The following is a 26,173-nucleotide window of genomic DNA, read 5'->3' as shown; positions in this document are numbered from 1 at the left end:
TTATAAACTCTTATTTTCTGCAAATACGATAGAAAAACCTTCTTATTTCCAAACAAAAAGCTAGCAGAGGAAGTTTGTTTCATCGTGTCCTTTGCTAGCTTAAAAGTTTACTCGTAAGGATGTGGTCCTTGATAAATACTGAGTACCTTCGTTTTTGGATGTCGTACATAACGCTGATTGTCTTTTAGAGGAATTTCATCCGAATCGACAGGACTCGCTTGGCCAAAATCACTTGCCACACCCATTTCTGGTACCATTCGCACTTCTTGCTTCGGTGTAAATGGTATTACGCGTTCATCCTTCACGTTCCAATCGATTAAATTTGACGCATTTGAACGATTTGTAATCCATTTATTTAGTGTATGTCCTGTCCATCGTTGTTCATTAAATGGATCACTTCCTGAAATGATAACAATATCACCATTTTTGATCGCCGCTTCATAGCGACTTTGTTCAGATGGCGACAGTTCCATACGACGTAACGACTTTTCAATTGGTGTTTCTTTAAATAATAATGTTTTAATAAAGCTGCCAATCCCGTGTGTTGTGATAATGTCGATTTGCTCGTCACGATTAAGCGAATGAAATTCATCTACATGTTTTGATAAAATATAAATTTGGTTCCGTTCCACGATGTCTGGTGTTTTACGCATTTCTTGGAGTTTTTCAAGCAATTCATTTTTCGTTTTCACAATTTCAACGGTACGTTTTTCCTCATTGCTAAACATATGCATCCCTCCAAAGGTTTCATTATCCCTTCTTTTCCCCTATGCATCGATAATAAAAACATTTCCTACTATAGTATTAATTTACTGAAAAGTAGTGTACGAGTTTCATCAAGCACGCCTTGTTGTTAGAAAGCAGTCTTTTAAAATTTATGCCGTGGTCTTGAATATCATGAGACACTTGCATCAAAAACTAAGAAAGTTTCTTTTTCGCACTTTTTCAGCTGTTGAAATAATTATGAACCGTGGTTATTTACGACGCGATCTATCAACATAAATGCGTACCTTATTTAGTTGAAACAAAAAAACGAATGAGACTAGGTAATCACCCAGCCTCATTCGCTTTTCAACTATTTAACTATTTAACTATTTAACTATTTAACTAGTAAACTCTGTGATGAATCCTGATACTTCTTTACGTTCTTTTGCTTTTGGTGCTTCGTCAAAATGACCGAATTGTAACATTGACATCACACGTTCATTTGCGCTTGCATTTAACGCTTCTCGGAATTTCGGATGGTCTAAGAATCCTGGTGTTTTCCAGCATGTGCCGATTCCTTTATCCCATGCAAGCAACTGCACATTTTGTAAGTAACAAGATGTGGCCGCATAATCTTCTAAACGCTCTTTTTGACGCATATCTTCCTTCACTAAAACAAAGGCATAGGCACCTGCTAATGTATACTTTTGCATTTGTGTTGCTAGTACCTCTTCAGAAAGTTCCTGCCATTTTGGAATTGCTAAATCACGAAGTAATTCATGAACTTTTGGTAAGGTTTCACCCGCACCTACAACAACACGCCAAGGTTGACGGTTCCCGTGGTTCGGCGCCCATTTGGCATCATCTAATATTTCTACTACTGCTTCTTTTTCTACGGATTGTCCGTTAAATTTTTTGATTGAGCGACGTTGTAAAATCGCTTCTTTTACTGTTAATGTCATCAACAAATCCTCCTTCATCCAACTAGTTCCACCTTATCATAAATGTTCATCGTTTTACATATTCCAAATTTTATTATCAGTGTGAAAATACATCCGCAATATGATAAAAATAATAGCGCATTTGCGGTGTATAGGCGCTCGAATCTACGTAGCTAAAATGACGATTAATGCTACTTGTTGTATGCGCGGCAACATAAGGCACACCATCCTCAATTTTCGTCACGATCGTACTATGATCAATGCGGCCATTGTCTTGAAAATCATAAAAAATAACATCACCCAGCTGTAGTTGTGACGGATCATAAACCCTTGTCGCCATCAACCCGCGTTCTGATGTTTCTAAATACCAACGAAGTGAATGGGAGACGGACCAACTATAGCTCCAACGCTCTTGAAGTCCAATCATCCACCACCCTTGCTCACGATTTGACATGCCTCGCATCGGAGCTTTTCCCGCATACAAACACTGCGAGATAAAATTTGTACAATCATCTTGAAACACAGGAAACGCTGGATTAAAGCTATCCCAATAGCGATACGCGTAAGCCACAGCTGCCCCTCGATCATATTGAATCGGCAATTTTCACCCTCCCACCATTATTGTCATCGTATGTCGAAGGTTTTTCGATTATCCCAATTTTTATAGGAATTTATGTAAACATCGCGCAGAAGTCGCCCGTTTCATTAAATGTCTGATACAATATTTTTAACAGTACATCGTTACATACTTGAGGGGGATTCCAATGAAGCAGCATGCAGAAAAAGAAATTTTACAGCCTACATTACTTTGCGATAAAAAGGGCAATTTAAATCCTGAGGCGATTGGCTTTGCGCGTACTCCCGTAGTGGATTGTAATTTATCGGGGCATTTCATGCGCAAGAAGAAATGGAATTATTGGTGCGTTTTTGGTGAAGAGATTTTATTTTCTACGACAATTAGTCACTTGGATTATGCTGCAGTTTGCTTTGTTTACTTCCTCGAATATGAAACACAGCGCTATTTCGAAAAAACAATCACTATTCCACTTGGTGCCAAGGTAAAAATGCCAACCCAAGTATTAGAAACGATAAACTTCGCTAATAACGAGATGACTATTACGATTACCTATTTGAATGGGGACACCCATTTAACTGTCATTTGCCCTGATTTTGATGGCGATCATTTACACGCTGAGCTTACAATCAAGCATCCACAAGATGACGAGTCATTAAATGTTGTAATTCCGTGGAATCGACAAACATTCCAGTTCACTGCGAAACACCACACATTACCCACATCAGGCAGTGTAAAAATTGGGCATCGCCAATTTAAATTCTCTTCGGAGGATAGTTTTGCGGTGCTTGATTATGGGCGTGGTGTTTGGCCGCGCGAAGCAACTTGGAATTGGGGGATGGCCTCGCAACTAGTTCGTGGTCAGCGCATCGGACTAAACTTTGGTGGACAGTGGACGGACGGCACGGGAATGACGGAAAATGCGATTTTTATCAACGGGGTGATGACGAAAATTTCAGAAGACGTGATTTTCTCTTATGATTGCAAAGACTTCATGAAACCTTGGACCGTCAAATCAAAATTTAGCAAACAAGTGAACTTAACATTTACACCATTTTTCGAGCGCATCGCTGAAACAAATGTCAAAGTCATCGCATCGTCCGTGCATCAAATGGTCGGTTATTATGATGGGGAGATTCAATTAGACGACGGTGAAATTTTGCATATTCAGCAAATGCTTGGCTGTATTGAAGAGCATGTGGCGAAGTGGTGATCTAGGGAGATAGCGATGAAGCTATCTCTATTTTTTTGAAACACTATAAATTTACCTTCTTTACACCCCTACCCTTGAAACTCCCTCTTCATATTTGATAAGATTAAATTCTGACTTTAATTGGTGATAGGAGGAACGACGATGACGATGGAACATACTGATTTTCAAAAGGAACAACAACATTTAACAGAAACAGTACATTACATGGATCAAATTTTACATAGCTCAAAAACAGATATTGAAAACGCACAAACAAATATTAAAAACGCCATGTCCAATGTAGAATACCTCGATTCAAGTGATAGCTTTTTAAATGTTTTGATGAACACGCGCTTTTTTGAACTCGCTCGCAATCAAAAAGAAGGACTAGAGGCGATTCGCCAAAAGCCGTATTTTGCACGCATTCATTTCCAGCGTGAAGGTGAAGAAGAGGAATTTCTTTATATTGGGAAAACGTCTCTTTTCCATAGCGAAACACATGAACCAATCATCGTCGATTGGCGTTCCCCTGTTGCAAACGTGTATTATGACGGGCGACTTGGCGATCTATCGTATGAAGTTCGTGATGAAGAGCTAAGCGGTCACTTATTTGCCAAACGTCAATACAACATCAAAAACGCACAGCTCGTCAATTTCCGTGATGTGGATTTAACGACAAATGATGAATTACTACAAGAAGCACTTGAAGGAAAGGCAGACGTTCGCTTAACTGAAATCGTTTCAACGATTCAAAAGGAACAAAACGAAATTATTCGTGCACACTTACGTCAACCGATTCTCGTCCAAGGCGCAGCTGGTTCTGGCAAGACAACCATTGCCCTCCACCGAATTTCGTATTTCCTTTATACGATGGGGGAACATTTTAAGCCAGAACAGCTCATGATTTTAGCACCAAACAAGTTATTTATTGATTACATTGGTGACGTATTACCAGAGCTTGGTGTCGATAAAATTTGTCAAACAACTTATGCCGAATACGTTCAAAACGCGACGAAAATTAAGCTTAAACTGCAAAACCCGAATGAGCAGCTCGAACAAATTGTGGCACAAAATAAAACCATGCACGACGAATTCCCGATTTCTAAAATTAAAGGCAGCCCATATTATCAGCTCATGATGGACCGCTATTTAGAACGCTATGAACAACAGCTTGCTGAACTTTTTGACGATGTTTTTATTGAGAAATACCGCATTATGAAGGGTGACCATTTACGTAAGCTGTTTTTAATTGAATTTCATTACATGCCGATTGAAAAACGACTCGAGCGTATTAAAAAAGTCGTTCAAACGGAAGTCAAACGGAAAACAGCTGCGGTGCTTTCCACATTAAACGCACGCTATGAAGATGCAATTGGCCGTTCACTAAATGGAATCCGCGAAGATGAAAAACGCCGACGCATCGTCACGAAATTTATCGACGAGCGTGATGAACGCATCCCTAAAATTAAACAAGAGGCAAAATCGACCGCTTCTGCTTATATGAAAAAATTCGTAAAAATCAAAGTGAAGCAAACGTACCGAGAGATCCTCACAAATCGTGAACTGCTCTATGAAATCGCTCCAGAGTGGGCGCCAGAACATACGGAACAATTTATTGCGTCCCATAAAAAAGAACAGTGGGCACTTGAAGATTTAGCCGCACTGTACTATTTACAAGCCAAAATTAAAGGAATCGCGGAAGATTGGAAAATGCGCGTGGTCTTTATCGATGAAGTACAGGACTATAGCTACTTCCAGCTTGCTGCACTGAAAGCTGGACTTGAAACGGATATGTTCACGATGGTAGGTGACCTCGCACAAGGAATTCATAGTTACCGTTCACTGACGGATTGGGGACCAGTGCTAGAACTGTTCCCACGCGCGACCTATGCGACACTGCAAAAAAGCTATCGTACAACAATTGAAATTATGGAAATTGCTAATGAGATTCTAATGAAAATGGACGAAGAATTACCGCTTGTCGAGCCCGTTGTTCGTCACGGAAAAACGCCAGAATTCATTCAACAAGACCATTTTAGTTCACAAACGATTGAAGAAACATTCTCAAAGATTAAAGCGAACAACCACCGTTCTGTTGCACTTATTTGTAAAACGACGGACGAAGCGGATGAAATCATGAAGCAGCTTGAACAAACCGAGATTCCTGCACAATTACTCGATGAAAATTCAGGGATTGACCAAGAAAAATTACTTGTTGTACCGAGCCATTTAGCAAAAGGACTTGAGTTTGATGCGGTCATGATTGTTGCCTTTGATGCCCCCTACTACGACCATGCGATTGACCGCAAACTTCTATATGTGGCATTAACACGTGCCATGCATGAACTGTATTTAATCGGTCCATCGAAAGAAACATTTTTATTGCAATAACAAAAAGGAAGCAACTGAAAATTCGACTTCAGTTGCTTCCTTCTTTTTTACATAACTCGCACAAAATAATCCAATTGATAAGACTTTATAAAGCCTGCTTTTTCATAAACGCGTAGTGCACTACTATTTTCAATCTCAACATCAAGTGAAATTGTCTTTTCACCACTGTGAATCGTATAATCTTTCACCCAATTTAAAATTTGTGTACCGATGCCGTGCCCCTGCTTATTTGGTGCAACCGCAAAAGCTGAAACCCACTGCACTTCGCCCTCTTTACGTGTTGTCACCGTGCCGACCACTTCTCCGTCTAATTCAACTGTCCACAATTTAAGACCTGCTGTTGTCGAATTAAATTCGATTAGATCCAGTGATTCCTCACGCATATCACCAAATGCCTCACTAAAAATCGATACAAGGGCCTCGGTATCTTTTTGCATAAACGGACGAATGGAGACAGCCCCAGATTCAATTAAAATTTCCGCATGAGCTTCTAAAGTTGCCTCCGAAAAGCTATATAAATAACCATTTCGTTGTAAAAAATCGCGACCAAAATGAGAGCCTTCTATCATTAATGCTAATTCGCCGTCGCTCTCACGCATGTCCATTCCGTCACGAAGTACATGTAATACAGCCTTCCCTATTCCTAACTGACGATACATAGGCGCTACTAAAAGTGACCATTCATACGTATTTAAGCCCATAATATCAATCGCTGTCCCTGCACCAACAAGCTCATTTTTATCATCATCATACACTAGCACATAAAAGCCTCGTGTTTCATAGCTTTTGGCCACCGGTAAATTCATCACATTATGATAAATGTGTCCATCACTTTCTGCTGCCTTTTTACAAAGCTCTTGAACTTCTCCGTATGTTTCTTCATCTAAAGGAAACGACACAGTAATTGCCGATAAATTCATTCTTTCTGCTCCAATTCAATCTATAATGTTCTTATTTTAGTAGAGCTCGTAAGGATTTTCAACTAAGAAAAGCTTAATAGACCTATAAATCCATCATAACCAATCAATCATTTTTTATATTTTACGCGATATTATCTATTTTTTATCGCATAATTGGGTATAGGGTATTTATATATATTATTATAAGGTTATATTACTTATAACAGTTATTCCAAAATTAAAAGCCTTTATAACTATAACGATAGCTTAACAAAACAAATTTACCCTAAAGAACTATAATTGATTTCATCTATTAAATACTTTATAATCAGTATTGTAAACTATTGGCATTTTTATATTAACAAGGGTTATAAAGGGGATAAAAATCCTATAACTTCTATTTAAAACTAGCAACTTTTTTTATCATCAGTGACTAATGTCCATTATTTATTTATAATTATAGTATTAATTTACGAATTAAGGAGACCTAACTCATGACGAATGAACAAACTTTTTCTGTTGATACCGAGCCGTTGAATGTCACTCCTTTCCCGTCTTTCATACTTCTACCTACTGGAACAATTGCCAAAGGGACCTTTATGACTTTTGACTATTCAACAGTAGAACAAGAAGAACTAAAGAAGCAGCCAATCCGCGAGACCTTATTTGCATCCATTAGCGACGACATCATTGAATCCATATTAACGAGCACACGACCATTATGTTTGCATGACATTGTCATTACAGTAAAAGAACAAACTACAATAACGGTCACTTTATATACAAAGCCCATTACTTACGAAAATCATAATGCAGTTTACGTTCTTTGCGTACCTACAGAAGATCTTCGTTCACTTGATGAAGAGCAACAGCATTTAATGGATTTAAAAAATGGGATTCATCAATCCTTTATGACTGTAACACTTGATCAGGACGGTTTTATAACACAAACGAATCAGCCTTTTTTAAAAACAAGTAATTGGACACCAAAACGTGTTATCGGAAAAACATTTTGGCAGCTTTTCCCGAAAACAGAGGCATCTGAAAAAGAGGCACAAGACATTTGGAAAACCTTGAAGAGTGGGAAGATTTGGCAAGGTGAGGTTCAAAAGCTCACAAAAGATGAGCAAGTGTATTGGGTTCAATTAACTGCGATTCCGTTATTCGGTCAAACAACTGAAACGAATCACTATTTACTCGTTGAACATGATATTACAAAAGACAAAACAATCCAATTCCAGCTAGAAAAAATTGCCTATATCGATCCAGAAACAGGCATGATTAATCTTCATCGACTTGAACAAGTAATTACAACGATGATTGAGGAGCAACGTCACTTCTCATTCGTGTATTTGAGTATCGATAAATTTTATACGATAAAAGATATCCATGACGAATTAGCTGGAAACTCATTAATTATTGAATTTACGAAGCGTATGAAAATGTATTTCCAAGACAGCACAATGGCGCGTATTAACGAAAACGAATTTGTTGTTATTACCCCTCTACCTGAATGGTTCACACAAGGCTTCTTAAATTATTTACAACAAAATCCGATTTACAACGGGAATGTCGCCGTACCACTTTCTATAAGCGGTGGTATTACACGTTATCCAGAAGATCAATCTACTTTTTCTCAGTTAATGAAAGCATCTTTAGCAACCATTACTTCGGTTCGTGAAGCAGGTGGCGACAGCATTCTGTCTTTATCTAAATCTTCTCACGCTGCATTAAACCGCAAATCAATTGTTGAAACGCGTTTATTACAAGCGCTTGACCAAAAAAACTTGCATGTTTTATACCAACCGCAGCTTGATATTAAAACAGGTAAAATCACATCTGTAGAAGCATTAGTTCGTTGGGAAGATGAAATCATTGGTGTTGTTTCACCAGACGAATTAATTCCTATTGCCGAAGAAACCGGTCTTATTAACAATATCGGTTCATTCATGTTAGAAAAAGCATGCGAACAAGCCGTCATTTGGAAAGAGGCAGGACACGGGATCAAAGTGAGTATTAACTCCTCTGTGCGTGAGTTCCGCGATAAAAATATGGCCAATTCGATTTTAGAAACACTCGGTAAGACAGGTTGCCCTGCTAACTTGCTTCAAATCGAAATCACAGAAAAATTCGCATTAGAAGCTGAGTCTGAAACAGGGATTATTAAGCAAATGCGCACGCTCGAAAACGAAGGGATTTCATTTGCACTGGACGATTTCGGTACAGGTTACGGATCATTCCGTTACATTCATTTATTACCGATTTCCTCATTAAAAATCGATAAAACCTTTACAAGTGCCTTATTAAAATCTGAAAAATCCCAGCAATTAATGAACGGTATGGTGCAATTAGGGAAATCGATGAATTTAACAGTTATTGCAGAAGGTGTTGAAACCGAGCAACAACAAGAATTACTCATCGACTATGGCTGTGACGCACTGCAAGGCTACTATATTAGTAAACCCATCTCAAATGATGAAGTAACGAAACTATTTTAAACAACAAAAAAGCTTGTAAAGCTACTGATATCAGTACTTTACAAGCTTCTTTTTTTCGCTTTCATAAACGATTGGATTGACGTTTTTCCTTGATTCATGAAACGTGAAAAGATTTGCATAATGACTTCCGCAAAAACAAGTCCCATGGCAATCGCACCAGAAATCAGAAATGCACGTATCCCATTTTGTAGCCCCGTAATATAATCCAGCTCCATGACATTCCGCATCGTATTGTAAGCAATTCCCCCAGGTACAAGTGGAATAATACCAGAGACACTAAAAACAATCATCGGCATACGGAATTTCCGTGCAGAATAGTGGGCAACAAGCGCTACGATAAACGCTCCAATGAATGAAGCACGCACATCATCCAAACCATAATCTACAAGTAAATAATAAATAATCCAACCAACCGCTCCAACAACTCCGCACGCAGGTATTGCCCTCGTTGGTGCATTAAATACAACGCCGAAGCAGGCTGTTGCGATAAAGCTAATGACGAGCTGTACGACAATATGATCTACCATTATTCTTTACCTCCTACTTCCATTAGAACGCCAGTACAAGTGCGATACCTGAACCAATCGCAAACGCGGTTAAAAAGGCTTCCGCACCCTTTGCCATGCCCGCTGTAAAATGCCCTGCCATTAAATCACGTACTGCATTTGTAATGACTAGCCCTGGTACGAGCGGCATAACTGAACCAATAATAATTTTATCAACCTCTGTTCCGAGACCAAAATGCACGGCAAGAGAGGCAACTGTACCGACTGCTACAGCAGCTGAAAATTCTGAGAAAAATTTCACGCGCGTTTTATTGTGAATAACTGTCACAATATATAAACCTAATCCCCCTGCAACAAATGCGGCTGGGATATCACTTAACATTCCATTAAACATTAGCAAGAAACAACCACTTGCAATACTCGCAGCCAAAACTTGAATTAAAATCGGTAAAAAATAATTCGTTTTTTCAATCTTCTTTAACTCGTCATGTGCCTGTTCTAATGTTATCATTTGAGATGTAAGTTTTCTGGAAATATTATTAACAAGCACAATTCGATGCAAATCAGTAATTCGAGTAGATATTGACGTAATTCGTGTCGGCTGTGTTTTACCGAGCGAAAAAATAATACCAGTTGGCGTGACATAACTTTGCGCATCCATCATATTTTGAGAACGTGCCATACGCAACATCGTATCTTCCACGCGATACGTTTCTGCACCACTCTCCATCATGATACGACCCGCAAGTAAAAAGCAGTCAATCGCCATTTCATTCTGTTCAGAATTCATAAGAGTAGGGTCCTCCCCTTCTTTTCACTACTAAGCCCATATTACTGGATGATTCACTAAAAAGACAGTCTTTTTTCGTACAATAAATGCTACAATGATAGCTTCATTTCCTTTGTTTTTAATACCCTTTGTACAGGAAATTAAATCCAGTAAATTACCAGTATTCATTATTATATTTTCATAAACGATTAGATTCATTGTTACCAATAGAAAGGGGCGTACACAACATGAAAAACACATATCGAAAAAAACGCGGACCTTGGATAGATTTGCTACTTGTTGGCACCATTTTATTTCTCGGAGCCATTATCGTCTATTTAACCGTTTTAAGTGATGAGCCCATTTTTCCAATCGACAAAAAAATTGATAAGATCGTAGCACAATCAATTATTTCTGAAGAAGAATCGAGCTTTCCTGGTGTACGTATTGTAACTGACATTTCGAATGACAAAAAAATGCCCTATGCGATTCAGTATCCTCTGACCAATTTCGAATCAGTTAATGAAGCCATCACAACCTATATAAACAATGCCAAAGACTATTACATAAATATGATGCGCATCCAGCAAGTAGCACCCGAACAAACCGGTGAACTTAACATTAGCTTACAAACATATGCGCATGATCATTACTATTCTTTCATATTAACAAACAAAACCATTTTAAATAGCAATGAACGTGAAACAACGATTGAAACATTCTTAATTGATTCTACTACAGGTGAGCTCCTCGACATTCAAACACTTCTTAATGAAGATGTAGAAAGCTTGGAAACATTCGCAACCCATATCCAATCAGAAATCGCAAAAAACCCTGCCTATGAAGGCCTTATTATAGAAACGGAATTGGCGAAGTTATCTGAGGTAGATTGGAATACATTTAAGCGATTTTCTTTAAAGGAGGAATCACTGGTTATTTATTTTGATGAAGGTGAAGTAACTCAACCAATCGCAGGTCTACCAACTGTCGAAATGTCCCTATCATTTATTAATCCCTTACTTGCAGCCGATTTTCAAATTGGCATGGAAGCAGAAGAAACGATTTTACCAAAGAAAGATATAGACCCAAATAAAAAGCATATTGCGCTTACATTTGATGACGGCCCACATCCGCAAGTAACGAAGCAAATTTTGCAGTTGCTTGAAAAGTATGATGCAAAAGCAACCTTTTTCATGCTAGGAAGTCGCATTCAATTTTATCCTGCACTTGTTCAAGAAGTACGTGATGCGGGGCATGAAATCGGCAATCATACATGGACACATCCAGTATTAACGAAAATGTCAGCAGCAGCCATCCAAAAGGAATTTGAATCAACCGAGCAAGCACTTGTCAATACAATTGGCCAAAACTCTACGTTATTCCGGCCACCATACGGAGCGATCAACGACTCTGTACGTGCACTGATTCCACGGCAATCGGTTAACTGGACGATTGACACGCTAGATTGGAAGCACCGTGATCCAAACAAACTGCTGCCAATGGTAAAGAAGTCATTGCACAACAACGCGATTGTATTAATGCACGACATCCATCAATCGACAGCGGATGGACTTGAATCTGTATTGAACTATTTACAAAGTGAAGGATACGAGTTTTTAACGGTTTCCGACGTGTTGCAGTATCACCAGTAAAATCATATACGCTTAAAAATAAATACCTCGTAAAAGAAGAAATTTCTACTTTTGCGAGGTATAGTTATTTTCAAATTCTAAACTAATCGTTTAAAAACCAATCATCTGCTGCTTTTCAAATGTTTTGCCATTATAGCTCGTTATCTTCGAGCGTGACACCGTAAATAATTGATCCCCTACATATAAAATACGTTGCACAGTATTATAGCTATCTTCATACTGTTCACCTGGACGAGCCTTTTCGATTAGCTCTGCTGTAAGCGTAATCCCGTCTGCTGTTACTTTATAAATATTGGCACCCGTCCCTTCATATTTCAAACGATCTTGGTCTTCGTCATCAGCTGGCTGATATACAGTAATCGGGAAACCAAAATAGTGATTACGTGGGTCTCTAAACAACGCTTTATGGTCGTACTGAACATTTGAATACGTACCGCGCCCTCCAATTACAACGGATTGTTGCTCTTTAGGTTGGCTAAAATCCGTAATATCGAACAGACTTAGTTTCATACCACCTGTTAGAACGATTGGCTCCTTAGAACCTTCTTCCATACGTACTTCTGTGTCATAACCTATGCCTAGTAAATGATTTTCATCAATTGGATGTAGGTAATTACTGAAGCCTGGTATTTTTAGCTCCCCTAACACCTTTGGGGCTGCAGGATTTTTGGTATCAATGACAAATAGCGGATCCGTCTCTTTAAATGTTACTAAATACGCCTTGTCGCCGACAAATCGTGCCGAGTAAATGCGTTCACCCTTCGCTAAATCACTCACCACGCCTACTTGCTTTAAATTCCCATCTAAAATGAATAAATGGTTTTTCGAATTCGTAGTTGCTCCCCAAGAGTTCCCCTCTGTTGTCGCAATACGGAAATAGCCATTATGCTCATCCATTGAAAATTGATTTAATACAGAGCCCTTTACTTTTCCTTCACCCGCTAATGTAATCTTCGTCTGATCTACTTTAATTTTATAAAGCTTTGTTTCATTTTCTTGTACTGGCGGTGCGATAATTTTTGCCTCATCTACTAAAGTCGTTTCCGCAATGCCTGTTGTCAACCAGTTGTAATTCATTCCTGCAATATAAATCGCATTTTTAGACATATACAGTTGCCCACTATTGCCTAAAAAGCTTTCTGTCGTCCATTTCGCATTCGTAACGTTATCCACGTCAATTGCCGATACTAGCAAATAGCTTGGCTGATTGCTTTCTGGTAATATACGAATTTGATCAAATGGGAGTAACTTTTCCTTTCCATCCTCATAAGTAGCAGGGCGTAATTCCAGATTCGGCGTTTCCGACATCATCCAGTAATTCGGTGTACGGCTTGAAACAACATATAAAAAATTTCCGGATTTACGAACATTCATCATGTCCCCGTCTTGCCCTACTTCACGAATCAGCTTCGGATTTTTTGCATCAGTAACATCATAAAAAACAATTTTCGTTACCGATTTTCCATCATAATAGGGCTCTCTTTGAAGCTCCACATAATCTGAATACGTAACAATTAACGTATGCTTGTGTAACATCAGATTTGTTGGATACGCATTTTTGGTTACCGTAAGACGTTTCACCACTTTTAAATTTTCGGCATCAATAATGATAATACGATTATCAGAAAGCGTATAAATGTATTTTCCATCCGTTACCGACATGTCACCTTCTTCAATACCGTCCACTTGGTTATTCGTCGTTGAAAAATCCCCACTACTGCCCCTTCCACTATCGCTCTTGCTTTCTTGCGTCGCAGTGTTTGAAGAAGATTCAGTTTCACTCATTAGCGCATTTTGTTCCCATCTTTCAGCGGCTACCTGCTCCATGGCGATATATGCTTCAAAATAACTTTTCAAATCTTCTTGTGATGTAATTTGCTTTACTGTCGCTACAACCTCAATCGAAATTTCACGGTCCCGATGAAGTTTCGTCGCCTTTACATAAGCATCACTTTTTATAGATAGCGTATATTTACCTGTTGGCAAACCTTTTATTGTCAATGTTTTCCCTGACTTATCTAATGTTATCGAACTTCCTACAGATTCGCCCTTTTCATTTAAAATTACAACTGAAGCACCATCCGTTAAACGTTCCTGTGCAATTTCTTCGTTGAATGTAAATGCATGTGCTTCCCCTTCACGGACAACCACCTTTTCTGCAGCTTCTACTTGTTTATCAACTATAAAGTAACTTCCTACTAACAGCGCTACAAATGATGCAATAATACCTAACTTATAAAGTTTTCCTTTGTTCATCTAAAACCTGCCTCCTTTTTCATCGTATGTAATGAATTAGACTCGCAATTCAGATAATAGTTACGCATTTTTTAGCGTTATTTAAAATTTCTAACCTAAAAAACGAAAGGTTACACATGTCCCTTTCGTTTTTATCATCTATTCTTTAAATGGCCAACTAGGCAGCATACAACGTAACTGCTTATCCTCACGCTTTCCAAGTACATAATCCGCTTGTACGATCGTATGAATCTCACGTGTGCCTTCGTAAATAACAGGCGCCTTCGAGTTTCGTAAATAACGTGCTACAGGATAGTCGTCCGAATAACCATATGCCCCGTGGATTTGTAGTGCATCATCCGCTGCTTTATTGGCAAAATCACATGCTTGCCATTTCGCTAAAGATGTCTCGCGTGTGTTGCGTAACCCCTTGTTTTTTAACTCCCCCACACGATAAACAAGTAAACGGCTCATTGCATAACCTGCTTCCATTTTCGCAAGCATTTGTCCAACAAGCTGATGCTCACCAATTGGTTTACCGAATGTTTCGCGCTCATGACAATACTTCACGCTCGCTTCGAGACAAGCTTGCATTAAACCAACCGCGCCTGCAGCAACTGTAAAACGACCGTTATCAAGAGCTGACATCGCGATTTTAAAACCTTCTCCTTCTTCTCCGAGCAAGTTCTCTACTGGAATTTTCACGTCTTCAAAAAACAGTTCGCCCGTGTTCCCTGCTCGAATACCGTACTTTCCTTTAATCGCCTTTGAGCTAAAACCTTCCCATTCACGGTCCACAATAAATGCTGAAATGCCGTGGTGTAGCTTTTCTTTATCGGTATAAGCAAATATGATAAAATAATCGGCCACATCACAAAGAGAAATCCATGTTTTTTGCCCATTTAGCACATAATAATCGCTTTCTCGTTTTGCATAACAACTCATCGCCGCAACATCTGATCCTGCGCCAGGCTCGGTTAAACCGAATGCACCAATTTTTTCTCCCTTTGCTTGAGGGATTAAATACTTTTGTTTTTGGCTTTCAGTGCCCCATTGCATCAGTGTCATACTATTTAACCCTGTATGCACCGACACGGCTGTACGGAACGCAGTATCCCCGCGTTCCAGCTCTTCACATACAATGGCGAGTGAATTGTAATCCATGCCCACTCCGCCGTATTTTTCAGGTACGCAGACTCCCATCAATCCAAGCTCAGCAAGTCGCTTCCAAATTGTTTGGTCAAACCCGCCCTCAGCATCCCACTGGGCGATGAAAGGCATGATTTCCGCATCGACAAATTGACGAACGGTTTTTCGTAAAAGTACTTGTTCTTCTGTAAAATCGAAGTTCATCCAATCACCCCTACCACTTTACAATCATTGCTGAACGATGCGATGTTTCCTTAATAACAACACCGCGCTTTGCCATTTCCTGAATGAATTCTTCACCTGGTACAACCGTTTCTGGTGTGTGTACTCCGCGCTGTATAATCGTTCGATTGCCAACCATTTGCGCAACAATCGAAATGGTATTTGCCGTAGCACGCGCCATTGCCGTTACGTTTTTCTCTAAATCTTTACGCACAATCATTTCATATTCATACGTAACTTGCTGTTCTTGCTTTTCACCTGAAATAATTACGCGAAGTAATACGGCATCCGCCTTTTTGCCAAGTTCTAATTTCTTTTTCAATGCTTCACGTGTTACTTCACGAACATTTACTTCTTGGCCGCCTGCTTCCACTATGTTCGTTTTATCTAAGAAACCTAAATCGGCTAACAACTTAAATTTCTCCGCATGTCCTTTATAACGAATTGTTTTATATTCAAGTGTTTTTACATCTGGGAAGGTTTTATACAATGTAGAGATTCCACCAGACGTATAAAATGCCTCTAATACGCCGAATTCATCAAAGTAAATTGGCTCAATGCCTGTTAATGATTCTACTTCTGTTAAAGCACCTTTTTGAATCATTTTTGAAGGCTCTGTATAGTGATCAAACACGCCGTCTAATGAAAACACCTGTGTATAGTGAAGTGGCGGTTTCGGTTCTGTTGGAATCCCACCAACAAATAGCTTAATAGAATCTACTGAATCCAACTTCGATGCACCATATCCTGTTAAAATATTGATCATTCCTGGAGCAACCCCTAAATCTGGAATAATGGTTACCCCTTTAATAGCGGCTTCTTCCTTTAACTGTAAAATTGCTTCTGTTATACCCCCAATGTGCCCACCTAAATCTACAGAATGCACACCCATCTCAATCGCCGCACGTACGACACGCTCATTAAATGAATAGAAGAGCGCATTAATAACGACGTCTCCTTTTGAAATAACTTTACGTAAATCGTCCTCACTATCTGCATCAAGTTGAACGACTTCCACCTTATTCGTATTTAATGTCGCGACAAAATCCTGCGTAGGCGCCACCGAAACGTCCGCTAGAAATACTTGCTCGACCTGTTCACTCGCCACTAAATCGCGTGCAATTTCTTTCCCCATTAACCCTGCACCTAACACTACTACTCTCATCTAAACATCCCCTTTGTTTGTTTTAAAGTAAAGTAATCTATGAGCAACCGTTAATTTAACGGAGTTCATGCATTGTTATCGATTTGAGCACGTTGTAATTTCCCACTGTAATCTACGTATATACTTTTCCACTCCGTATAAACATCTAAAGCTGCCTGACCTGAATCGCGGTGTCCATTTCCCGTTCCTTTTGTACCACCAAATGGCAAATGAATCTCAGCCCCTGTCGTACCAGCATTAATATAGACAATCCCCGTATCTAGTAACTGCTGCGCTTTGAAAACTTGGTTAATGTCTTGCGAGAAAATCGAACTCGACAAACCAAACTTCACGCTATTATTCACTTCAATTGCCTCTTCTAAATCTGAAACTTCTATTATACTTAAAACGGGACCAAAAATTTCCTCTTGCGCCAAAATGCTGTCGGCCGCCACGTCACTAAAAATTGTCGGTGCATAATAAAAGCCATTCGCAAGTGCGCCTACTGTTAAAATTTCTCCACCTAATAATAACTTTGACCCCTGTTGCTTACCAATTTCTACGTAATGATTAATCTTTTCAAGTGCTGCTTTATTGATAACTGGACCAACCTTTACTGTCGGGTCTAACCCATCACCAATCATCAATTGCTTCGTTGCTGCGACAAGTCGCGTTTCTAATTCCTGCTTTACATCTTTATGCACAATAACACGGCTACATGCTGTACAGCGCTGACCAGCCGTTCCAAAGGCACTCCATAAAATGGCTTCTACCGCTAAATCTAAATTCGCATCATTCATAACAATGACCGCATTTTTGCCACCCATTTCTAGCGACACCTTTTTCAAGTGCTTCCCACCAAGCTCCGCAACCTTACTTCCCGTCACCGTTGAACCTGTAAATGAAATAACGCGAATGTCTGGATGCTCAACCATGGCCGTTCCAACCGTTGGACCCGAGCCAAACACTATGTTCACAACGCCTTCAGGTAAGCCCACTTCTTCAAAAATTTTCGCAAGTTCATATGCCATGAAAGGGGTTTCATTTGATGGTTTCCAAATAACTGTATTCCCTGCAACAAGAGCAGGGAAAGCTTTCCACGTTGCGATGGCAATTGGGAAATTCCATGGTGTAATCAGTCCCACTACCCCAATCGGTGCGCGTACACTCATCGCAAATTTATTTGGCAATTCAGATGGCACGGTTTCCCCGAACAATCGTCTTCCTTCAGCCGCCATATAAAGTGCCATATCAATACCTTCTTGCACTTCTCCGCGCGCTTCTTCAATTACTTTGCCCATTTCACGTGTTAATGTTTGCGCCAAATGCTCTTTCTTCTCTTTTAATTTAAAAGCAATGTCATATAAATAGTCCGCACGTTTCGGTGCTGGTATAAGTGCCCAAGATTTTTGTGCTTCTTTTGCTTTTTGTACTGCCAAATCCACTTGTACTTTTGTTGAAAGCGGTAATGTTCCGAGCTCTTCTCCATTTGCAGGATTTATAACAGGCATAGATTGAAGCGTTGTATCCTTTACCCACTCACCGCCAATAAAATTTAACAATTCCATTCCTTCCACCTCACAAATACTTGATTTATGTTTAAATATTCGACATATTCTGTTTCATTCCCTTTTTCTCTAAAATAAATATAATTCATCCACAAATAATTTCCCCTGCAAATGAAACTTCTTCCTCATGCATGTCGTACATAGTATGACAATAGTATTTTTAAAAGGAGCAGAAAAAAATGAAAAATCACGAAATCGATTACGTACTACACGGCGATGATATGCAATTTGTTGAGGTTGAGTTAGATCCACAAGAAACCGTTGTGGCAGAAGCCGGCAGCTTAATGATGATGGAAGACCAAATTCAAATGGAAACGGTATTTGGGGACGGTTCAAATGGTTCAGGCTCTGGCTTTATGGGTAAATTAATGGGCGCAGGAAAACGCTTAATTACTGGGGAAAGTTTATTCATTACAACATTCACGAACACAGGCATGGGCAAACGCAAAGTGTATTTCGCTGCACCCTACCCTGGTAAAATCATTCCGATGGATTTAAGCCAAATGGATGGAAAAATTATTTGTCAAAAGGATGCGTTCCTCGCTGCAGCTAAAGGGGTTACAGTTGGCGTAGAATTCCAGCGTAAATTAGGGGCTGGCTTCTTCGGTGGTGAAGGTTTCATCATGCAAAAACTTGAAGGTGATGGTATGGCATTCGTACATGCGGGCGGTACAATGTATGAACGTAAATTACAACCAGGTGAAACATTACGAATCGATACAGGTTGTTTAGTCGCGATGACACAAGACGTACGTTATAATATCGAAATGGTAAGCGGCGTAAAAACAGCGCTTTTCGGCGGCGAAGGTTTATTCTTTGCGACACTTTCAGGACCTGGTACAGTTTGGGTACAATCATTACCATTCAGCCGTTTAGCGAGCCGTGTATTCGCAGCAGCTCCTATGTCACAAGGCGGTGGCGGTAAAGGTTCAGACGAAGGCGGCATCGGTGGTTTATTCGATTTATTTAATAAGTAATCTAAAATTTGAAAACCCGTTTAGCGATTATAGGCTAAACGGGTTTTCGTATGATCAAATAGGTGTATGTAAAATTCGTGATTATTGCTCGAAAAGTTTAGAATCTTTGAAGCGTTTCTTCTAATTTTCCTGCTGCTTGCTCAAGTGATTTCGTTGATTCACCAATTGTTTCGACTATATTGTCCAATGCGCGCACTTGCATGCCCACATGTTGAAAGTCATCAATTGTCGTATCCACTGCTTTTGAAATCTTTTCAAATGCGACTAATGATTGCTCATTTTGCTCCATACTATTTTGTACAAGCGCTTGAATGTGGTGAATCGCTTCAATTACTCCCGTCGTTACCTGGCTAGAATCGGCAATCAGCCTTGCAATTTGTTCGACTGAAGTTTTCGTTTGATCAGCAAGTTTCCTTACTTCATCTGCTACAACCGCAAACCCTTTTCCGTGTTCACCTGCACGTGCAGCCTCGATTGCAGAGTTTAGTGCTAGTAAATTCGTTTGACCTGCGATGCCTTTTACAATTTCAATCACGGCATATATTTCAGTAGAGGATGAATTTAGTGCTTCAACCATTTGAGACATTTCAACAGTTTTCCCATTAATCTCATTGGCTTGTTTATTTACTAACAACATTTGTTGGTAGCCTTCTTCTGACGCGTTTTTAGTACCTGTCGCACCTTCAATACTATTTTGTACATACTGATCAACGGTCTTCGTATTATCGATCAACCCTGCAACAATTTCATTGGTATCACGTGATTGTTGCTCAAGCTCTGTCGAAATCCCACCGACCACTGTTTTCACGTCATACTTAATTTGATTTTGCTGATCTGTTTGAATTGCAGCTGCAACATTCTCATATTCTTCAAGTACAAGCTGTTGTTCAAAGTTGCAAATTTTTCCGATAGCATCAATCATTTTTTCTTTCTCATCATTAGAGCTATTTAACGTGTAAATAATTTGACGTAGATTACCTTCTAGCTTTTGAAAGGCCGCTAAATACCATCTCGTTGTTAAGCCAATACGCACATGAACTCTTGACACTTTACGACGATTTTCTAAGTAATTCTCATCAATTCGCCCTTCCATCATTTCAATAATATGATGGCGTAATGTTTGACGTAAACGTTCTGACGTACTGTTTTGGCTAATAATATCACGGAACTGTGAAGCGGACTCAAGCGCTTTATAAAATGCTTCCACCACATCAAGAATACGCACTTCTACAAAAGGTTTCACGCGTCGAAGTAATCGCAAATCCTCTACTGTCAAATCAATAATCTCCATTTGTAGCAAACGTTCTTTGTCTTTTATAAATATCCCTACATTACTAAAATCTTCAACCGACTCAACAGATTGAGATTTCTTTTTAAAAGAAAACATGCGATCATCTCCCAAGTTATTCCGTACTTTCCTAATTGTAATCCAATATAGATGATGTAGGTATATTTTACAAGTGAACTTTATCACATCGGCATAAAAAAACGCCAAATTATTACAATAATTTGGCGTTTTTCTAATATTATAGGGCTAAAACAAAAATCAATACTATAGCGAGTACGATTCGGTAAATCGCAAACGGTGTTAATTTCACTTTTGAAATGAGCTTTAAGAAGAATTTAATCGAGATTAGCGCAAAAACAAAGGCACTAATAAATCCAACTACATAAAATGATAAGTGATCAAAATTTATTTGATCCCAGTGTTTAATCAGGGATAACCCACTTGCACCAGCCATAATTGGCACAGCCATAATAAATGTAAAATCAGCTGCTGTTTTATGGTCTAAGCCAAATAATACCCCACCTGAAATGGTAGAACCTGAACGTGAAAATCCTGGCCATAATGATAAACATTGAACTAATCCAATTTTTAACGCCTTGCTATAAGAAATGTCATCAAGCGATGTAATAACAGGCTTTTTTGGACCAAATTTATCCGCAATAATCATAAAGATTGCCCCAATAATTAGGCCAACAATTACCGTTTTAATACTAAATAAATGTTCATCAATAAAATCTTCAAATAATACGCCGAACACACCCGCTGGTATAATCCCCATAATGACATGCCCTAAATTGAAGCGAGAAGATTGTTGATCTTCCATTTTATAAAGCCCAATTAAACTGAGCATACGCTTCCACATGACAAACACGACTGCTAAAATCGAACCGAGCTGAATGACAATTTTAAATGTATTCGCTGAGCCCGATCCTAAAAATTCTTTTGTTTGTAGCCACATATCATCAACAATGATCATATGCCCTGTTGAAGATACTGGTGCAAACTCAGTCATCCCCTCAACAAATCCTAAAATGAGTGCCTTTAGTAATTCAATAAATTCCATTTTTTTCTCCTAACGCGATCATTTCTTCGCAAATTGTATATCAATGACCCACAATTCTGAGCGACTACCAATACGTGTTGGTGGTCCCCAAAATCCGAAGCCACTTGAAACGAGTGCATGCATTTTTTCTTTTACACGATGTCCATAGTCGAGCTCAAATGTTCGCTCAGTTATTAAATGATTGGGCCACAGCTGTCCTTTATGGGTATGTCCCGAAACATGAAAATCGGCCCCTAAATTCGCTGGCTCGTCTAAATCATCTGGTGTGTGGTTCATCACAAACCATGGCATCTCCGTATTTTCAGGCTTCATCTCACTTAATGGTAAACGATTTTTATTCGTTACATCTTCGCGCCCCGTCAAATAAAAACGTTTTCCAACTAAAATAGTTTCATCCATTAATATTTGTACACCTGCATCTGCCATCGCCTGCTTCACCGCAGGAATTTCATTGCCGTAATATTCATGGTTACCAAGTATCCCGTAAACACCATATGTTGACTGCAAATTTTTCATGACTTCTCCCATACCCGTACGAATAAATCGTTTTGGACTATCATCTACAAGGTCACCAGCAAGTAGCACTAAATCTGGTTTTTGCTCATTTGAAAGCTGCACAAACTTTTCTAAATGCCTTTTACCTGACAGCACACCTAGATGAAAATCAGAGGCCATGACAACGCGCATATCCTCACCTGGCTTGTCGATTTCAATCGTTACATTACGCACAACGGGTGAATACGCCAAATATGTACCTACTGCGAGTAAAATAAGTAATAACACAACTGAACTTGTTCCAACGAATCTTACTGTAAGCGGTGTAAATTTCACAAGTATATTCGCTAGTATACAAATCATCAAACCATACTCTAAAAAGAACATCCAATAGCTGCCGAGCACACTAAATGGCGTCAATAAAGGATGCAATTTTCCAACAAAGTAACCAAATGCAACTACAAATAATGTAATCCAATACACAACCGGCCAGCGAAATTGGTGAATGGAAAGTAGCCAAGCTCGTAAATTCCACCCAAGATAAAATGCAAGACCACCATATAAAGCAATTGCTACTATTCCTATTATCATACGCATCTCGAGTTGCTCCTTACTTCTATCTATTTTCTTTTAGTTATTGGCTATTTTACTATATCTGCACAGAGTAAGGGTAATAAATGAGCATAAAAAAGCTACAGTAAGGCTTTACACCCTATTGTAGCAAAATTTTTCTATTTATCTGCACGAACCAAAACAGTTACTTTAAATAAATCTCCGTCCACAGCGATCTCCATTTGACCACCATGCAAGTCAACAATCGATTGCGCAATGGCTAGGCCTAAGCCAGATCCATCTGTATGGCGCGAAGCATCCGCACGTTTAAAGCGTTCAATTAATTCCGATGCATCTTCATGTAATTCATACTTTGCCACGTTTTTCACAGTTAGTTCTGCATTGCCTTCATTCAACTTCAAGTTCACATAAACTCGCGTACCTTCAAGTGAATATTTACGTGCATTAACGATTAAATTATCAATCACACGCCACCACTTTTGCCCATCCACATAAGCAAAGATTGGCTGTTCTTGAATATTCACACGTAAATCAAGATTCGAGGATGCAAAATCTTCCCCATGCTCCCCGGCAGCTTGCTGGAGAAGCTGTGCAAGATCAATACGTTGTTTTGAAATTTCAATATTCCCACTCGCCATTTTCGAAACTTCAAATAAATCTTCAATTAACGTTTTCAAACGATTCGATTTCGAATCTAAAATTGCGATATATTTCGCACGCTCATCCTCGGTAATATCCGGATTTTTTAGTAAATCAGTATACGTAATAATCGATGTTAACGGTGTACGAAGATCATGACTAACATTCGTAATTAGCTCTGTTTTCATGCGCTCGCTTTTCGCCTGTTCATTTAAGCTATTCCGTACGCCATCACGCAGTCCATTTAAATTTGCCGCGTGTTTTGCAAGAGGTGACTTCCCTTTTACCTTTAAATCATTCGTCAAACGACCATTTGCCATATCCTCTGTATGCTTCATAATACGGTTTAAATACCCCATACGACGCATGAAGATGAACAACGCCGGGATGAAGAATACGACGAATAACAACGCATAAAATAAAAATACTTCGCCATCACCTGACATCGTAACCACAGCAAAGCCAAATCCGCCAAGGAAAATTACCCCTAGCAAAATCAGTGATTGTATACCGATTGAACGGTTTTCAAACATATTAACAGAAGCATTCACTAATTTTGAAAGGAACGTTTCTGGCCAAATTTTTTCGATTGCTTGATTTTCTTTAAAATATTGCCAAATCCACGCGACAACATATACAAAGGCAATGAAGCTGACATAACTTACTATGGCAATAATAATACCCTCAATCAAATTGATATAGCGCTCATAAAAAAACATTGATTGAATGTTATTAGTCAGTGCGCCATTGAACAGGAATCCGAAAAACCCTAAAATAGCGGCACCAATTAAACGTAAATCAATCGGCATACGCTCAAATAAGCGGCGGAATTGGGATTGATTATTAAATTGCTCTAATGAAACTTTAAACTTCGTTAGCAGTAACAAAAGGCTTAAAGCACCAACGGCTATAATGCAGTAGTATACGTATTTCGTCACCTTAAAAGATTGCATATCTTTACCTAAAGAGGAGCTATCAAACCACGCTTTTGGGATTGTGATGGCTCCTGAAATATTCGATAAATCTTGCTCGAGTGTATAGTCACCTTCCGTAACACCAAGCGAATCATATTCACTATAATTTATCGGATAAATGCCTGTATAAATACTCCCTACATTGTTATACGTTTTTTTATAAACAGCTCGTTCATTTATATCTCCATTACTAAAAATTTCACCGGTACCTTTATCCACAAATTCATAAGCAAAATGGCTATAATCATTTAAAACTCTTTTCTTTTCACGTTCAATAGAAGTAAGCTTTTGTGTAACCGCCTTTTTCTTAATCGCGATTATCTTATCTTTCACATACTCATCATCTTCAAAATTCTTCTTAATATCCGCAATTTTCGCATCGCGCTCTTGCTCGATCGCCTCGATGACTTCAGAATCTGTTACACCATCTAAATCCTCCATATATTGTTCTTTAATATTTTGAATTTGCTGTGCAAGCGTTCCATAATACGTTCGGTAATTTTGGATTTCCTCTTCGGATACTGTTAAAACTTTTTCAAAATCGGCTTCTGTCGGTGCATTTAATACATATTGAGACAATTCATAAATGAATTCCCCCGTCTCATTTTCAAATTGATTCGATTCATAATACGTTTTACCAAAATAACGATTACCATTAGTAAAAATTAAAATTACCGCTGTTACAACAATAAACATAAGAAAAAGCTGGAGGTGTAATTTTGATTTTTTCATTTCTCATTCCCCCTCATTAGAACGACACCTGTTGCATAATAGAGTGCAATAGGATGTCCTTACTTGTGTCGATAGAAAGTTGAACTTTTGCATCGACTAAAAAATAGACGAACTGCTTCAAAGTTGGAACAAAGCGTTCGGTAAAATAGTGATAAAAGTACGTTCCAAGAAAATAAAAGCCGATAACCGCGCCCACGCCGCCAATCCATGAGAATAGTTTATTTTTCAATTTTATAACCTAGACCCCATACCACTTTTAAATAGCGTGGATTTTTCGGATCGGCCTCAATTTTTTCTCGGATTTTGCGAATGTGCACTGCGACAATGTTTTCGGCATTATAAGCCTGTTCATTCCATACAAGCTCATAAATTTCACTAATGGAAAAAACGCGACCTGCATTCTTTAAAAGGAGCTCTGTTATTTTGTACTCGATTGGTGTTAGCTTCACAGGTTCCCCGTCCACTCTTACTTCGCGGGCCGATGCATCTAATTCCAGTCCTGCAACGGCTTGCTCTGGCTCCCCATACGTCCCTAAATTCACATACCGACGAAGTTGTGATTTTACACGCGCCATTAACTCAAGTGGGTGAAAAGGTTTTGTAATATAATCATCTGCTCCAACTGACAGTCCGTGAATTTTATCCGATTGCTCGGCTTTAGCACTGAGCATAATGATTGGAATATTACGCTCGGCACGAATTTTGAATGTTGCTGTTATGCCGTCCATGTTCGGCATCATAATATCTAAAATAATTAGATGTACTTCATTTTCTTCAAGTAGCTGGATTGCCTCAAGCCCATCCGCTGCTTTCAACACATGATAGCCTTCGTTTTTCAAATAGATTTCAATTCCGTCACGAATGTCCTCGTCATCATCGGTCACGAGCACCGTTAGCTGATTCATCTGCTCACCTCATTTACTTTTTCTTATATCCTTATGATACGTTCCATTTCTTAACATCTTGTTAGTTAAATTCTGAAGAAAT

21 protein-coding genes are annotated in these 26,173 nt (G+C 39.0%); 5 read left to right on the top strand and 16 right to left on the bottom strand.

Going from position 1 to position 26,173, the window contains the following annotated elements; genetic code table 11:
* Positions 1-107 precede the first annotated feature (107 nt).
* From DCE79_RS01590 to DCE79_RS01580, 3 genes are all read right to left on the bottom strand, one after another.
* Positions 108-728 carry a general stress protein gene (locus tag DCE79_RS01590; RefSeq protein ID WP_108711386.1) on the bottom strand — a complete coding sequence of 207 codons (621 nt, stop codon included), beginning with the start codon at positions 726-728 and terminating at the stop codon, positions 108-110.
* Positions 729-1,103: 375 nt separating this feature from the next.
* On the bottom strand, positions 1,104-1,667 hold the full coding sequence (locus DCE79_RS01585; protein WP_108711385.1) for a nitroreductase family protein: 564 nt from the start codon (positions 1,665-1,667) through the stop codon (positions 1,104-1,106).
* Between the two features lie 76 nt (positions 1,668-1,743).
* On the bottom strand, positions 1,744-2,247 hold the full coding sequence (locus DCE79_RS01580; RefSeq protein WP_108711384.1) for an amidase domain-containing protein: 504 nt from the start codon (positions 2,245-2,247) through the stop codon (positions 1,744-1,746).
* Positions 2,248-2,410: 163 nt separating this feature from the next.
* On the opposite strand from DCE79_RS01580, the gene DCE79_RS01575 reads away from it, so the two are divergent.
* Positions 2,411-3,433: a DUF2804 domain-containing protein gene (locus tag DCE79_RS01575; RefSeq protein WP_108711383.1), complete on the top strand. Its 1,023-nt coding sequence runs from the start codon at positions 2,411-2,413 to the stop codon at positions 3,431-3,433.
* A 141-nt stretch (positions 3,434-3,574) separates the two neighbouring features.
* Positions 3,575-5,803, top strand: a complete 2,229-nt coding sequence (gene helD / locus DCE79_RS01570; RefSeq protein WP_199912295.1) for an RNA polymerase recycling motor HelD — start codon at positions 3,575-3,577, stop codon at positions 5,801-5,803.
* Positions 5,804-5,850: 47 nt separating this feature from the next.
* Here helD and DCE79_RS01565 read toward each other — a convergent pair whose 3' ends face one another.
* Positions 5,851-6,723, bottom strand: coding sequence for a GNAT family N-acetyltransferase (locus DCE79_RS01565; protein ID WP_108711382.1), 873 nt, complete (start codon positions 6,721-6,723; stop codon positions 5,851-5,853).
* A gap of 473 nt (positions 6,724-7,196) precedes the next feature.
* On the opposite strand from DCE79_RS01565, the gene DCE79_RS01560 reads away from it, so the two are divergent.
* Positions 7,197-9,200 (top strand): sensor domain-containing protein, encoded by a 2,004-nt coding sequence (locus DCE79_RS01560; protein WP_108711381.1) that lies wholly within the window; start codon positions 7,197-7,199, stop codon positions 9,198-9,200.
* 38 nt (positions 9,201-9,238) lie between these two features.
* On the opposite strand, the gene DCE79_RS01555 is transcribed toward DCE79_RS01560, so the two are convergent.
* Both DCE79_RS01555 and DCE79_RS01550 read right to left on the bottom strand, forming a co-directional pair.
* Positions 9,239-9,727: a threonine/serine exporter family protein gene (locus DCE79_RS01555; RefSeq protein WP_108711380.1), complete on the bottom strand. Its 489-nt coding sequence runs from the start codon at positions 9,725-9,727 to the stop codon at positions 9,239-9,241.
* Positions 9,728-9,749: 22 nt separating this feature from the next.
* A complete protein-coding gene (locus DCE79_RS01550) occupies positions 9,750-10,496 on the bottom strand; it encodes a threonine/serine exporter family protein (RefSeq protein ID WP_108711379.1) in 747 nt (248 codons plus the stop codon).
* Positions 10,497-10,723: 227 nt separating this feature from the next.
* Here DCE79_RS01550 and DCE79_RS01545 point away from each other — a divergent pair, with 227 nt between their 5' ends.
* Entirely contained in the window at positions 10,724-12,127 is a 1,404-nt protein-coding gene (locus tag DCE79_RS01545) for a polysaccharide deacetylase family protein (RefSeq protein WP_108711378.1), read from the top strand.
* Between the two features lie 90 nt (positions 12,128-12,217).
* On the opposite strand, the gene DCE79_RS01540 is transcribed toward DCE79_RS01545, so the two are convergent.
* The 4 genes from DCE79_RS01540 to DCE79_RS01525 all read right to left on the bottom strand — a co-directional run bounded on the left by DCE79_RS01540 (position 12,218) and on the right by DCE79_RS01525 (position 18,445).
* On the bottom strand, positions 12,218-14,383 hold the full coding sequence (locus DCE79_RS01540) for a beta-propeller domain-containing protein (RefSeq protein WP_108711377.1): 2,166 nt from the start codon (positions 14,381-14,383) through the stop codon (positions 12,218-12,220).
* A gap of 138 nt (positions 14,384-14,521) precedes the next feature.
* Complete coding sequence (locus DCE79_RS01535) at positions 14,522-15,715, bottom strand: acyl-CoA dehydrogenase family protein (RefSeq protein WP_108711376.1); 1,194 nt, start codon at positions 15,713-15,715, stop codon at positions 14,522-14,524.
* 10 nt (positions 15,716-15,725) lie between these two features.
* The gene (locus DCE79_RS01530) at positions 15,726-16,898 is read right to left on the bottom strand and encodes a saccharopine dehydrogenase family protein (protein ID WP_108711375.1); all 1,173 of its coding nucleotides are present in this window, start codon (positions 16,896-16,898) and stop codon (positions 15,726-15,728) included.
* Positions 16,899-16,963: 65 nt separating this feature from the next.
* Positions 16,964-18,445 carry an aldehyde dehydrogenase family protein gene (locus tag DCE79_RS01525; protein ID WP_108711374.1) on the bottom strand — a complete coding sequence of 494 codons (1,482 nt, stop codon included), beginning with the start codon at positions 18,443-18,445 and terminating at the stop codon, positions 16,964-16,966.
* 179 nt (positions 18,446-18,624) lie between these two features.
* Here DCE79_RS01525 and DCE79_RS01520 point away from each other — a divergent pair, with 179 nt between their 5' ends.
* Entirely contained in the window at positions 18,625-19,422 is a 798-nt protein-coding gene (locus DCE79_RS01520) for a TIGR00266 family protein (protein ID WP_108711373.1), read from the top strand.
* Positions 19,423-19,519: 97 nt separating this feature from the next.
* Here DCE79_RS01520 and DCE79_RS01515 read toward each other — a convergent pair whose 3' ends face one another.
* The 6 genes from DCE79_RS01515 to DCE79_RS01490 all read right to left on the bottom strand — a co-directional run bounded on the left by DCE79_RS01515 (position 19,520) and on the right by DCE79_RS01490 (position 26,091).
* Complete coding sequence (locus tag DCE79_RS01515) at positions 19,520-20,809, bottom strand: globin-coupled sensor protein (RefSeq protein ID WP_108711372.1); 1,290 nt, start codon at positions 20,807-20,809, stop codon at positions 19,520-19,522.
* A gap of 139 nt (positions 20,810-20,948) precedes the next feature.
* Positions 20,949-21,773: an undecaprenyl-diphosphate phosphatase gene (locus tag DCE79_RS01510; protein ID WP_108711371.1), complete on the bottom strand. Its 825-nt coding sequence runs from the start codon at positions 21,771-21,773 to the stop codon at positions 20,949-20,951.
* 18 nt (positions 21,774-21,791) lie between these two features.
* Positions 21,792-22,865 carry a metallophosphoesterase gene (locus tag DCE79_RS01505; protein WP_108711370.1) on the bottom strand — a complete coding sequence of 358 codons (1,074 nt, stop codon included), beginning with the start codon at positions 22,863-22,865 and terminating at the stop codon, positions 21,792-21,794.
* 134 nt (positions 22,866-22,999) lie between these two features.
* Entirely contained in the window at positions 23,000-25,186 is a 2,187-nt protein-coding gene (locus DCE79_RS01500) for a HAMP domain-containing sensor histidine kinase (protein WP_108711369.1), read from the bottom strand.
* Between the two features lie 16 nt (positions 25,187-25,202).
* Entirely contained in the window at positions 25,203-25,415 is a 213-nt protein-coding gene (locus tag DCE79_RS01495) for a hypothetical protein (protein WP_108711368.1), read from the bottom strand.
* A complete protein-coding gene (locus DCE79_RS01490) occupies positions 25,405-26,091 on the bottom strand; it encodes a response regulator transcription factor (protein ID WP_108711367.1) in 687 nt (228 codons plus the stop codon). Before DCE79_RS01490 ends, DCE79_RS01495 begins: the two co-directional genes overlap by 11 nt.
* Positions 26,092-26,173 lie beyond the last annotated feature (82 nt).

The sequence above is a fragment of the Lysinibacillus sp. 2017 genome (genome assembly GCF_003073375.1).
Classification (GTDB): domain Bacteria; phylum Bacillota; class Bacilli; order Bacillales_A; family Planococcaceae; genus Solibacillus.
The sequence above is the reverse complement of the archived record's forward strand: the minus strand, read 5'-3'. Positions and strand labels throughout refer to the sequence as shown.

Bases quoted from the DNA above. Each gene is read 5' to 3' on its own strand.
- DCE79_RS01555 (WP_108711380.1), bottom strand. From the start codon at position 9,727: ATGGTAGATCATATTGTCGTACAGCTCGTCATTAGCTTTATCGCAACA.
- DCE79_RS01585 (WP_108711385.1), bottom strand. From the start codon at position 1,667: ATGACATTAACAGTAAAAGAAGCGATTTTACAACGTCGCTCAATCAAA.
- DCE79_RS01510 (WP_108711371.1), bottom strand. From the start codon at position 21,773: ATGGAATTTATTGAATTACTAAAGGCACTCATTTTAGGATTTGTTGAG.
- DCE79_RS01575 (WP_108711383.1), top strand. From the start codon at position 2,411: ATGAAGCAGCATGCAGAAAAAGAAATTTTACAGCCTACATTACTTTGC.
- DCE79_RS01520 (WP_108711373.1), top strand. From the start codon at position 18,625: ATGAAAAATCACGAAATCGATTACGTACTACACGGCGATGATATGCAA.
- DCE79_RS01525 (WP_108711374.1), bottom strand. From the start codon at position 18,445: ATGGAATTGTTAAATTTTATTGGCGGTGAGTGGGTAAAGGATACAACG.
- DCE79_RS01590 (WP_108711386.1), bottom strand. From the start codon at position 728: ATGTTTAGCAATGAGGAAAAACGTACCGTTGAAATTGTGAAAACGAAA.
- DCE79_RS01535 (WP_108711376.1), bottom strand. From the start codon at position 15,715: ATGAACTTCGATTTTACAGAAGAACAAGTACTTTTACGAAAAACCGTT.
- DCE79_RS01505 (WP_108711370.1), bottom strand. From the start codon at position 22,865: ATGCGTATGATAATAGGAATAGTAGCAATTGCTTTATATGGTGGTCTT.
- helD (WP_199912295.1), top strand. From the start codon at position 3,575: ATGACGATGGAACATACTGATTTTCAAAAGGAACAACAACATTTAACA.
- DCE79_RS01490 (WP_108711367.1), bottom strand. From the start codon at position 26,091: ATGAATCAGCTAACGGTGCTCGTGACCGATGATGACGAGGACATTCGT.
- DCE79_RS01545 (WP_108711378.1), top strand. From the start codon at position 10,724: ATGAAAAACACATATCGAAAAAAACGCGGACCTTGGATAGATTTGCTA.
- DCE79_RS01500 (WP_108711369.1), bottom strand. From the start codon at position 25,186: ATGAAAAAATCAAAATTACACCTCCAGCTTTTTCTTATGTTTATTGTT.
- DCE79_RS01515 (WP_108711372.1), bottom strand. From the start codon at position 20,809: ATGTTTTCTTTTAAAAAGAAATCTCAATCTGTTGAGTCGGTTGAAGAT.
- DCE79_RS01530 (WP_108711375.1), bottom strand. From the start codon at position 16,898: ATGAGAGTAGTAGTGTTAGGTGCAGGGTTAATGGGGAAAGAAATTGCA.
- DCE79_RS01560 (WP_108711381.1), top strand. From the start codon at position 7,197: ATGACGAATGAACAAACTTTTTCTGTTGATACCGAGCCGTTGAATGTC.
- DCE79_RS01550 (WP_108711379.1), bottom strand. From the start codon at position 10,496: ATGAATTCTGAACAGAATGAAATGGCGATTGACTGCTTTTTACTTGCG.
- DCE79_RS01565 (WP_108711382.1), bottom strand. From the start codon at position 6,723: ATGAATTTATCGGCAATTACTGTGTCGTTTCCTTTAGATGAAGAAACA.
- DCE79_RS01540 (WP_108711377.1), bottom strand. From the start codon at position 14,383: ATGAACAAAGGAAAACTTTATAAGTTAGGTATTATTGCATCATTTGTA.